Genomic DNA, 12,734 nt, shown 5'->3' with positions numbered 1-12,734 from the left:
GAGTAACTGAATAGTCATTTAAGCTTCAGTAACCAGATTGTTAGCATCCTTATTCACAATAAACAATTGTCTGTCCAAACGGATCGTGAAGCGATACGTCCTTCCGGGTCTTTTTCAGTGATTTTAGGTACATCAGGATTTCATTTTCGATACAACGGGCGGCAAAAGTGGTCAGCTTTGTGCCTTTGTTTGGACGATAACTCTCAATGGCTTTGATCAGGCCAATTGTTCCGATGGAGATTAGATCCTCCATGTCTTCCCTCCCCAGTATTATCGAATTTCTTAAGGTTGCGGACATGGGTGCGACTTCAATATCATAAACGCGGCGTCTTGGCGAGATAGATATGTATTTTTCTTTCTTTTGTAAATAACTAAAAAAAACAAGGATTCTTCTTTAATTTGAGAGTATTAAGTCCTTAAAGTCCAATGCTATAATCTGGGCTATTAGGAGGTGAGTTCCAAATATTTATGTAAGCGCTTCACGTTATTCCAAAAAATCGCTGAAGGGGATGCATTAATGAAGAAATCGTTTAGGCAGGTTGTTTCCGGGTTACTCGCAGTGGTCTTACTTCTTCCAGTCGGCTTGATGGCTCCGGTAGTCAACGCAGCAGATCTGGCAGTTGCTAATTCGAAAACTGTATATCAAGAAACTTTTAAGGATGTACAATCGGTAAAAGACACCAAATTAACCCAATCTGGTAATCCAACACTGGCAATTGTCAATGGCAAGACGTTTGATGGAAATACCGATGGAGCAGCTTTATCTGTAAACACCCGCTCCAAAAGCTGGGACGGCGTAGATATCGCCTTCGCGGATATGGGCTTGGTAGTTGGCCAAGAGTATACTGTAACCGCTTCCGTATATGTTGACGATAATGCTAACCCGCCGGTAGCCGGCAAAGCCGTCTTGGAAATTGTAAGCAATAAGGGATCAACGGACGTTAATAATAAAGAGGGATACACTCAAATCTATTCCTCTGATTTCAAAGCGGGACAAGGCGTTACACTAGCCACCGCTCTTTCCGTTACCAGTGTTGAGAATACAGTGCTGCGGATCAAGTCTGATGATGCTGGTCAGGAGGTTCCCTTCTATATCGGAGAAATCACCGTCACCCAGGCACAAGCACCTGTTCAGCCTACTGTAGTCCTTAACCAGAGTTTTGAAGACGGAAATACCGGAGGCTGGAGTAAGCTGGGTTGGGGATCCAATGGTAAAACAGCGGTCGTTGACGAGCTAGCTTCACATGGCACGAAATCGCTAAAATTCTTCGAACGGGCAGATGAAAAAGCAATTCCTGCTCTCGTACTTACTGACATTATGAAATCGGACCGTAAGTACGACATTTCTCTTAAGGTTAGACTTGGATCAGGTGAAGGCGATTTCCATCTGGGATCCAAGATTGATTCCGAGGTAGCAAGTAACAAATATCCTTGGATCATCGGCAACAAAAAAGTAAGCGCTTCAGATTGGACGTTATTTGAAACGAAAGGCTTTGAAATTCCATCTCAAACCAAGGAAGTCATTATCTTTGTTGAACCATCCGGCAATACTTTGACCTCAGACATTTACATTGATGAAGTCATCATCACCGATGTGACCCCTGGCCAAACCCCACCGGAGGTTGTAGATAAGACAGGTATCTCTGCAGACTTTGAGAATGGCTTGGATGGCTTTGGGCCACGGAATGGCAAAGAAACGGTGAAGCTTTCCCAAGAAGCTAACCATACGCCTAACGGAAAACAAAGCTTGAGTGTTACTACTACTGCACAATATGATGCAGCCTTAGTTAATGCTGCCGGAAAAATGGCAAAGAATCACGAGTATGAACTGTCAGCTTGGGTGAAAATGGCACCTGGTGAGGCGCCTACAACGCTTCGTATTAGTGTTCAGTATGCTGACAGCGGTTTTGCGAACGTTTCACAAAATGCAACCGTTACAGATTCAGAATGGGTAGAGCTCAAAGGCAAATATACGCTCACCACTACTCCAACGGTACTCAATGCTTACATTGAGACAGCAAACGACGACGGCGGCAATCGTACCTTCTACTTAGATGACTTTGTTCTGAGATATTTGGGCCCGGTAGCTGCGGCACCTCCAATTCAAGAAAATCTCCCTAACCTCAAGGACATTTATAAGGATGAATTCTTGATCGGTAACATCGTTAACCCGGCTACCTTTGACGAGACCAGACTCAAGCTTCTGACGAAGCACCACAATATCGTCACGTTTGAGAATGATATGAAGCCGGATTATGCCTATGATGCCAACAGAAACTTTGATTTCACCGCAGAAGATGCTCTGGTTAAAAAGGTACAGGATGCCAATCTGGAAATTGCCGGTCACGTACTCGTCTGGCATGCACAGTCACCTTCATGGCTGCATACCGCTGCTGATGGTAAACCATTAAGCCGCGAAGAAGCTCTGAAGAATCTCAGAACACATATCCAGACCGTAGTGAAGCACTTCGGTAACAAAGTGAAATCCTGGGACGTTGTCAACGAAGCCATGAATGACAACCCGGCTAACCCGACAGACTGGAAAAATGCTCTCCGCAATTCCGGCTGGTTACAGGCCATTGGCCCTGACTTCATCGAGGAATCCTTCCTTGCGGCAAAGGAAGTCATTGACGAAAACGGCTGGGATATCAAGCTTTACTATAACGATTACAACGATGACAACCAAAATAAATCTACAGCCATCTACAGCATGGTGAAAGAACTCAATGAGAAGTACGCTGCAGCTCATCCCGGCGAACAACTCATTGACGGAATTGGCATGCAGGCCCACTACAATTTGGGCACCAGATTGGAAAATGTCAAATCGTCCCTCGAGCGTTTCATTTCTTTGGGCGTAGAAGTTGTTGTTACTGAATTGGATATCATGGCAGGCACCAATTCTACAATCACTACCAAAGAAGCGAAACAGCAGGCCTATCTGTATGCCCAACTAATGGATCTCTACAAGAAGAACAGCAAGCATATTCCGCGTGTCACCTTCTGGGGATTAAATGACAGCACCAGCTGGAGAGCCGAGCAGAATCCAACCTTGTTCGACAAGAATTTCCAAGCAAAAGAGGCATTCTACGCGGTCACTGACCCTGAAAAGTTCATAGCGGAAAATCCGCCTGAAGAGCTTGAATACAAGAAATCCAGCGCTTATTATGGAACACCTGCAATCGACGGATCCGTAGACAGCGTATGGAGCAACGCTCCTGAAATGAAACTGGAGACCAAGCAAATGGCCTGGTCAGGTGCTACAGGAACAGCAAAAACACTCTGGGATGACAACAATCTATATGTGTTGGTCCAAGTCAAAGACGATAAGCTGGACAAATCCAACCCGAATGCTTGGGAGCAGGATTCCGTGGAAGTGTTCGTCGATGAGAACAATGGCAAGACTTCTGCTTTCCAAGACGATGATGGGCAATACAGAGTGAATTTCGAGAACGCGGCTTCTTTTAATCCTGAGGAAATTGCTGCAGGCTTCGAATCAAAAGTCTCTGTTTCCGGTACCAACTACACGGTTGAAATGAAGATTCCTTTCAAAAAGGTTAAACCTGCGAACAACGCCAAAATTGGCTTCGATGCGCAGATCAATGATGCTAAGGACGGCAACAGAATCAGTGCGAACGCATGGAACGATCCATCCGGTCAAGGATACCAAGATCCTTCTGTATTCGGAGAATTAACGCTGACTGGCAAACCTTCTCAAGACAATGGCAATGGGGGAAACAGCAATGGATCCGGTACTCCATCCACCGATACGGTCCACAATAACAACGGTGTGGTGTCCATTCTGCCTGCTGTAAAAGTCGAGAACGGAACAGCCACCGCAACAGTTTCAAGTGCCAGCCTAAATAAAGCGATAGATCAGGCTTCTCCAGGTGCGAATGGCAAGAAACAGGTTACCATCGAGATACCGAAGCAAGCAAATGTGCAATCCTATGTTGTACAATTGCCTGTTTCAAGCCTGCAAAGCAACAGCAATGTTGAGTTTATCCTTAAGACAGACAATGCTGAACTTCTTATTCCGTCGAACATGCTGTCTAATATGACAGGGCAAGCGGATCAAGTATCCATTCAGATTAAGAAAGTCTCGGGGGATAGCTTGAATACAGGAGTTCGCGGAAAAGTGGGTAGCCGTCCGATTATCGATCTTAGTGTAAAAGCTGGCGACACTGTTATTGCTTGGAATAACCCAGCAGCCACTGTAACAGTATCCATTCCATATACAGCTACGGCACAGGAGCTTGTCAATGCAGATCAAATCGTGATCCTATACATTGACAGCCAAGGACAGGCAACAGCTGTGCCAAGCGGACGCTATGATACGAAGAGCGGTTCGGTTGTATTCAAGACAACTCATTTCAGCACCTATGCTGTAGCCTACGTAACTCATTCCTTTACCGACACGCAAAATATACAGTGGGCAAAACAAGCGATTGAAGCCATGGCTGCACGTGGCGTAATCATGGGAATCTCTGAAGATACCTTCGCGCCTGCGGCTTCTATCACGAGAGCGGACTTTATCACCCTGCTTGTTAGAGCGCTTGAATTGAAAGGTTCCGGCACGAATGCGGCTACCTTCAGTGATGTACAGCCTACAGCTTACTATGCGCAAGCTGTAGCAGTTGCACGGGAGCTCGGAATTGCATCAGGATTTGAGGACAATACATTCAAACCGGGCAGCAGCATTACCCGTGAAGATATGATGGTTCTTACAGCAAGAGCCCTGAAAGCAGCTGGTAAGCCATCTGCCGGAAGCGGAAATCTGGCTTCTTATTCCGATGCAGCAAGCATTTCCACTTACGCCAAGGACAGTGCAGCTTTCCTTGTAGGAAGAGGAATCATCAATGGCAAGAACGATAAAATTGCGCCAGCCGATTCATTGACTCGCGCTGAAGCAGCAATGATTCTTTATCGAATCTGGATGATGTAGAATTAATCTTTATCCCTCATAAGTGAACTGAACCCCGAATAGTTGACACTTAAAAAAAGTGGACCCTATTCGGGGTTTTTCTACAAAAGTACTGAAGAACAATTATTGCATCCCATATAGCACTCTGGTTTCACATCTTAGCTTTCAAAGTAGGCTTCGACAGTTTGTTGGATCTGGAAATCATATATTTCTTGTATATCAATCTACTTGCCTTACCCAAACAAGCAACTTGCATATTGGCAAGTTGCTGAAAATAAGCACTAATGTAAATATTTGTATATAACCTCCGGAGTTATCGAATTTTTTGAGGTTGTGGACACGATATGATGTCAAAAATAATTGCTTATTCCTCGTTATATCATCAAACTGTAAGGCCTATTCCTCCGAATCAAGCATGCGTAACAGCACATCTCTCATATCCCCAAGGTTGATTCCCTCTGCATTGCTGAGCAGAATCACCGCTGTCCCCTGAGACATATCTCTCCAAATCTCAGAAGAGAAACCATTGATTGCCCCATTATGTGCGTACACCATCCCCATTGGATCGGGTATCCCCCATCCCAATGCGTATTCATCCAGATTCGGTTTGCGCATCGCTTCCCATGATGCATCACTAATGATTGTCCCGTTCTCGAGCCCTAGAAGCCATTTATAAAGATCTTGTACGGTGGAATATATACCGCCAGCTGAATAAGGGACGGTCATATCGATAGGCCGGGCTATCTCAGAGATGTCGGGATTAATAAGTGAATACCCAACAGCAATATCTGTATGGTTGTTGTCTTTTGTTAAATAACCTGATCTTTTCATATCGAGAGGTGTAAAAATATGCTCATTCAGATAGTCGCCATACGACTGTCCGCTAACTTGCTCAATCACAGCACCTAGCAGCACATACCCGGAGTTACTGTAAGAAAATCGGCTGCCCGGTTCAAACTCTAGTGACTTGTCTTTGAATTTGGCAATTAAATCGTCAACGCTAATTTTAATGTTTATTGATTTTAGAAAATCTGGAGAATTGGTATAATTGGGGATCCCGGATGTGTGGGTCAACAAGTGGTAAAGTGTGACTCTATCATTAGGGTAATCCTTAATATATGTATTTACGGGGTCGTCGACACTCAGCTTACCGGCCTCTTGAAGCTGTAAGATAGCTGCAGCGGTAAATGCTTTAGTAAGCGAACCGATTTGATGGATAGTATCTCGTCCATTAGGCAGGTTATTATTATAGTCCGCCATATTGTATCCCTTGGAAATTATAACCTTGTTATCTTTGACGAGAAGCACAGATCCCGAATAGTTCTTGGACATATACTGATCAAGCTTTTCTTCAAAGGCATCCTTGTGGACTATTTCATTCGCTTGCGGCAGCGTATCATTAATACTGTTGACGCTGTTGACACTGTTGTCTGAACAGGAAACCAGTACAAAAATTAAACCGAAGATAGCAACGAATTTAAAATAATTTGACAAAAGAATCCCCCCCTATAAATACATTGATTTCAGCTTTTAATAAGCAATCCGCTATCGAGTTTCCATCAACTTTCACCTTAATATACCGTACGTTATACTAGAATTCACGTTCCAATTATGTAAAAAAAAATCGCCTCGCAAGTATAAGCTTGCAGGACGATTTAGTAGATATTTCTGGACTACACGCTGGAGATACAGTTCCTATTCCCTCACCGCTTCGCCTTATAAAACTCATGATACAACTTCATCAACGCCCTTTTCTCTATCCGAGACACATAACTCCGCGATATCCCGAGTTCCTTGGCAATCTCCCGCTGCGTCCTCTCTTCTCCACCTGTATCCAGCCCAAACCGCCCCACGACAACCTCTTTTTCCCGATCATCCAAAATATCGAGATTGCGATAAATCTTGCTCTTCTCAATCTTCAGATCTACTTCTTTAATGACATCATCCGCTTCTGAGCCAAGGATATCGATGAGAGTAATTTCATTACCTTCCTTGTCTGTCCCAATTGGATCGTGCAGAGATACATCTTTACGAGTCTTCTTCAAGGATCTTAGGTGCATCAGAATTTCGTTTTCAATACAACGGGCAGCAAAAGTGGCCAGCTTTGTGCCTTTGTTCGGGCGGTAGCTCTCGATGGCTTTAATCAGGCCAATGGTGCCGATGGAGATTAAATCCTCCATGTCTTCTCCGGTGTTGTCGAATTTTTTGAGGTTATGGACATGATATGATGTCAAGTTTATTAGGTAACTCGAGTGTTCGATCGTACAAAACAGTATTCACCACCCTAATTTCCCTCCGAAGCTCCTACCAGTAGTTTTAGGCAACATTCTTCGCTTTCCGAAAAATAAATCCAAATCTATCGTCGCGGCGAGTAAACGATTCCTAATCTTCTGAAAAGGTGCCTGCAATTCAAGCATCTTTTCCTCAAAGCGGCCTCCTAGACCTGAATTGTCAGCAGCACTATGATACTCCATACCTTGTCCGTATGACCTGAGGGCTAGTAAAAAGCGACCACAAGTAAATGAATCTTTAAACAGAACAGCTAGTAAAAAAGAAGCGGTAACAATTTCTGCCGCTTCTTTAAATTAATAGAATCTATCGGTTTATCAGATTCAGTATCCGATCAATTGCTTGTGCAATCTCTGCACGGGTGCTTGGGTTCAGAGGAGAAAACTGACCGTCTGTATTTCCTACAAACAATCCAGATGAAGTTGCGAGACGTACCGCCAGCCGAGCCCATTCAGCAATATCTGAAGCATCAGAATACTCAGCAGTAATATTGCCTGCAGCCTGTCCTCCGGCATATTGATACGCCCGTAAAAGCAAGACCGCCAATTCCTGGCGTGTGACAGGTGCATCAGGTGAGAATTTCTCCGCTGTCCGACCATGAATTAGTCCGTTGCTGTAAGCGGCTGATAACTCCGCCGCGTACCACGAGGAGTCAGGCACGTCTGCAAATACAGCCTTGTCTCCGCTAGTCTGAAGACCCAGCGCACGCACCAGCATAACTGTAACTTCCGCCCGTGTAATGCTTACGGATGGAGAATAATGATTCGCTGTCCTGCCAGTAACGACGTGTTTGGCCACCAGTGAAGATATTGCTTCGTAAGCCCAATGGGTACTAGGCACATCGGAGAATGTCTTCAACCTCTCATAAACAGCGAACTCACCTTGATTGTTCAGTTGGGCCTGCAGGGTGCCGGCAGAAGAATCAAATACTCCCCCTGCGTAACGGTATAGCCCATCTCCTTGTTCTTTGATGTAGAGCCCCAACAACTTCCCCTTAAGCTTAGCATTCGTTACCTCTAGTTTCACAGTTGCTTGCAGACTTAATCCCGGCGTCGCTAAGCTTTTTCCGTTTTTATCTTTGATTCCTAACACGAGTGTGTACACCTTGCTTTTCAGAGTATACTCTTGAGAAGGGCTCAAAACACCGTTAGACGGAGCCCCCGCATTGCCTATTCTCAGCTCAACATAAGCCCCCTTACCGCTAGAATCTGCCGCGGCAATCTCCTTCAGCTTGTCTGCCTTCCAAATCATTGAGAGTCCATCTGTTTGGATGACCAAATTGCGTGAGCCAATTAATTCTCCAGCATTTAGCGGTAGTAGTATGGATTTGACCTGCTCATTCAACACAATATTAACAGTTTCTCCTTGAGCGGATTTCAGCTCCTGCTCGGTGATCATCCGTGTTTCACCCATCTGCACCGCAGTCGCTACCGGCGCTACATCTGCAGAAGTTCCTGGCTTTGCCGGATTTGTTGGCGTTGGTGAAGGTTCTGGAGATGGTGAAGGTTCGTTCCCTGTATCTGGGAACAGCTTCTGAACCTCTGACTGCCGCGGTTGATAATCCACCACAAGCATCGTCCAGTATTCGACGCTTGGAACATTCAACACAATCTGATCTCCATCCCAAGTGTAATCCAATTCCTGCATCGTTCCCCCGTTTTGATCAGGGGTTGCCGCAAAAACCTTGAGTCCAGAAGCATCTTGAGCAGACAGTCGAACCGGATAAGTCACTTGCAAATTGTGCTGCACATCCGGCTCATTGGCTGAGTTTCTCCAGTTAGAGTCATTGTTCAGCAGGTTCACCAGATGGACTACATCATAGGATTGATAACGCTCGTTCTTATTGTCAGATCGAACGGTGTACCATAGCGTATTTTCTGAACCGTCTCGGCTCAGCTCGACCTGCTGTCCGGCGGCATCTTTGACAGCAATCTCTCTATCATTGACTGCCTGGCTGTCATACAAGAGATTTTCATATGCGGCAAAGAATTTGTAATAATCCTTCATTATTGTCTTGGTGCTCTGATTCATCTTTTTACTGCGGTTCGGATAATACTCGTTGGCAAGCATATTGGGCCCTTCAGCGATATGATCGGCCGTCCCGAGTTCAATATGAGTTGCCCCCATAACTGAGAGCGCAGCGTCCATTAACCGAACGGACGGCTCGTTGAAATAGCCTGTAGTCACACCTCGGAGCTGGATCATGCCTGGAGTGTCATCCTCTTCCATTTTCAGCGTGATCTTGTGGTTGCCTTCTTCCATATACGGTACAATCACATAGGCCTCTTCGGAATAATCGTCCAGACTGCCTGTGCCGTTAAATGCAACATCAAGATCATTGCCATTGCTGTCCTTCGCCCGTACGCCATCAATATAAAGGGAACGGTTTGTATACTCTCCGGCATTGGAGTACGTAAAGATCAGGCTTTGTTCTCCCGATTGAGGAATGGATACCGGATAAGTAACCTGCTGCCCTACCTCGCTGAAGTTGAGTACCGTATCCTTATAAAGGGAGAAGGCCGAATCATTTTTCTCCTGAGTGGATTCCGCTTCGTACATTCTGGTTATTGCTTCCGGCCCATCACCGGTTACTTTCAGTTTGTCCACTTTGATACCACTGTCTGTCCCTTCCGTCATTTGAATCACAATCTGATTCCACCCTTGAACCAGGGAAATTCCGGTTTGGACTGTTTCCCCCCATTGGCTGCCTGACGTTGGTGCAAAAGATGCCAAAGTTCCTGCAGGATCGCCTGAATACACGCTGCGGCTGACTGTTGCTGCTCCATTATTCTGATAGACCCAACCGAGTGTATACAGTCCAGCTTCAACCGCATTTACATTGAATACTATCCGGTCATTCTCATTGTTGAACTCCGAGACATAACCGACAACCGCAACTACACCATTCTTCATTTCTGCGTCGCCTGTACTGTATTCATAATCACCGGCGACAATCCCGCCAACATTAATATACTGTCCGGAGGATTCCATCTTCAGTGTAATCTTGTGCTTCCCGGGCGGAATGTTTACGAACAACTCTTTTGCTTGCATAGGACCATCCCATTCTCCCGGCGTCTTAGCAAAAGTTATATTCTGGGCATCCGGAGCAGGCTCTCCATCAACAAGCACCGACATAACCGGACTGTTGCCTCCATGGTACATAACCGTCAACGTGTTCAGCTGCTGTTCGGCATACACCGAGTATGTTACCGTCTGGCCGCTTTGGCCGAAATTGTCAGTTTTGCTCTCCGTGAAAGTAACGCTGTTGGTCTGCGGCAGTTCAGCTTCAGCTGCTTCATATCGCTGTCCATTAAGGGCCATATAGCGTAACTTAATACCCAAGTCATCTTTGGGAGCCTTCAGTGTAATCGTGTTGTCGCCTGCATTCAGATAGACGCTTGCCATATTCTCCTTGCGGGCAAACTTTGTCCAGTCTCCCTGTCCAAGGAAAGAAACTTCGCCTTGGGATACATTGTTGACCATGAGTGTACGGCTGACTTCCTGCCAATCGGAAGCGTAACTAAATCCGAGCGGGTAGTTACCCTCAGTAGGAACCTGTACATGGAATGTCACATAATCATTTTTGGTATCAAAATAGTAAACATGGCTGTACTGGTCCACCTTTACGGTATCGAGTTTTGCATCCACTGCATCGTAAGATTGCTTAATGTCTTGTCCTTGCACCTCGAGACTATGCAGATTAAGCCACAAACTGTTCGTATTCAGTGTAAGCTTAACCGTATTGTTACCTTCCTTCAGCGTTGCCGTCACTTCGGCTGTCGCCGAAGGATTCCCCCAACCGGTGTTAGCACTGAATGGAATTGCAGCAGCCGCAATTTCATTGTTAACAGTAAGCTTTCCTTCAGGGTAACCTGAGCCGTTACCCTGTCCATAATGGAGAAGAAGCTTATACATACCGGTGGCAGGCGCATTAACCGTAAATGTAACCGCATCCGTATCCTTGCGACCGAAATTCCCCACCCAGCTGTCCTGAACTTTGGAGATCCGGGATTGATAATTTACAGCAGCAGGAACATCCTCGGCTTCCGTTCCACGTGTTTTCACACCTGTAGCCTCTTTCATATTCATATAACCCGCAATTACCATTGCCTTGCCGCCGTTTTTCGCCCGTGTATCCTCCACTACCTTCTGAAGATCACTGTACTGATTACGGTCATGCCATATTTCGCTGTAATCAAAGTCCGTCTTTGTATCCGGATCTGGCACAGCACTGTAATCTAAATTCCCTCCCACCATGTTGAATGTGACATCACTTTTTGCCGGATTATTTTCTACCAGTGATTTTTTAACCGAGTTTATCAGCTTGTCATAATCCAGGGAATAATAGCGTTTATTTCCATTGTAATCATAGAGATGACTATTATCATTGGCTCCCCATTGGTCCAGATGGATGCCGTCAAATCCAAAGACATTTACAGCACGGTCAAACTGTTTGGTAATATAATTCTGCCACTCTACATTCCCAGGATCCTGAAGATAGAGGGCTGTTTCTTTACCGTTGAAATCGAAGTGATAACCGTTTTGGCTCTGCTGCGGATTGGTTTTATCAATATTTTCACTGCCATAAAGCCCCCACTCCGGACTAACGCCATAGTCTTCATAATTTTCCCGAGCCGCATAGTTCATCTCATAAGCCATTGCCGCTGAGCCGTATTTCTGGGCAGCCTCTACCTGCTGTTTAATCGTAAGCGGATACAATTCCCGGTTTAACAGATCCAGATAATGAGTATCAGCGTTGATCTCCTCATCGACAAAATTTCCTTCACTGTCCTTTAGCGGTTTACCATCTGCATCAGTTTTGGAGTAAACGGACACATCGTGTCTCCACATCCAGTCATAAAATTGATAACCATTAAGATAATAATCTTGTGACAACTGTTTTAGTTTGGCATCACTCTGCGCTGCAGTCTCACTGCTGAATTCACTTGTGTACCCGTATCTCGGGTATCTCTTCCAGTCACTTGAAACATCTATAGCCGCCGTAACATAATCATGATCAGCTGCTCCGCTTACCCACGCTTTTACCAGATAACCGGTAAAATCATCATCAGGGGTCTTCCATTTAACCGACAAGTCACCTTGTCCTTTCAAGACGGTAATCGGTTTACTCCCTTTGGCGATCAGCGTATTCAGGTTGTAGATCTCAACGTTCAGCTTTCCCTGCCACTGTTCGTCATCCTTCAATTTGAGGATAAGTTCGGCCTCTTCACCTGGGGAATAACGAGCTTTACTGACCCCAAGGTATGTAATCGCTTTCAAAATTGACTGATTGCTTAATGTGCTCCCACTCTCATTGTCTGCATGCACCGTTGATGGTCCCAGCGGTCCCGCAGACAGAGGGAGTGCTAACTGCGCCGAAAGGATAAGTGTGAGTAATGCAATGTAAGGCTTCTTCTTGTTCACCATTATATTTCCTCCATCTTGTGATTTATTTAGAATAGGACACATTGCCCAGTCCTACTTCTATATTGTTTATGAAGCAAGAGTCTTTCCGTCAGCAATT

Annotated in this window: 4 protein-coding genes and 1 pseudogene; 1 reads left to right on the top strand and 4 read right to left on the bottom strand. The window is 45.3% G+C overall.

Annotated features, from left to right (window positions below; genetic code table 11):
• Positions 1-73: 73 nt before the first annotated feature.
• Positions 74-287 (bottom strand): annotated as a pseudogene (locus R50345_RS07130) (sigma factor); the annotation flags it as partial.
• A gap of 230 nt (positions 288-517) precedes the next feature.
• Here R50345_RS07130 and R50345_RS07125 point away from each other — a divergent pair.
• Positions 518-4,942 (top strand): endo-1,4-beta-xylanase, encoded by a 4,425-nt coding sequence (locus R50345_RS07125; protein WP_042125263.1) that lies wholly within the window; start codon positions 518-520, stop codon positions 4,940-4,942.
• Between the two features lie 375 nt (positions 4,943-5,317).
• On the opposite strand, the gene R50345_RS07120 is transcribed toward R50345_RS07125, so the two are convergent.
• The 3 genes from R50345_RS07120 to R50345_RS07110 all read right to left on the bottom strand — a co-directional run bounded on the left by R50345_RS07120 (position 5,318) and on the right by R50345_RS07110 (position 12,637).
• A complete protein-coding gene (locus R50345_RS07120) occupies positions 5,318-6,415 on the bottom strand; it encodes a serine hydrolase domain-containing protein (RefSeq protein ID WP_052414509.1) in 1,098 nt (365 codons plus the stop codon).
• 209 nt (positions 6,416-6,624) lie between these two features.
• Positions 6,625-7,197, bottom strand: a complete 573-nt coding sequence (sigK, locus tag R50345_RS07115; RefSeq protein ID WP_434059719.1) for an RNA polymerase sporulation sigma factor SigK — start codon at positions 7,195-7,197, stop codon at positions 6,625-6,627.
• 319 nt (positions 7,198-7,516) lie between these two features.
• Positions 7,517-12,637: a glycoside hydrolase family 66 protein gene (locus R50345_RS07110; RefSeq protein WP_052414508.1), complete on the bottom strand. Its 5,121-nt coding sequence runs from the start codon at positions 12,635-12,637 to the stop codon at positions 7,517-7,519.
• Positions 12,638-12,734 lie beyond the last annotated feature (97 nt).

The organism is Paenibacillus sp. FSL R5-0345, from assembly GCF_000758585.1.
GTDB lineage: Bacteria > Bacillota > Bacilli > Paenibacillales > Paenibacillaceae > Paenibacillus_AQ.
The sequence above is the reverse complement of the archived record's forward strand: the minus strand, read 5'-3'. Positions and strand labels throughout refer to the sequence as shown.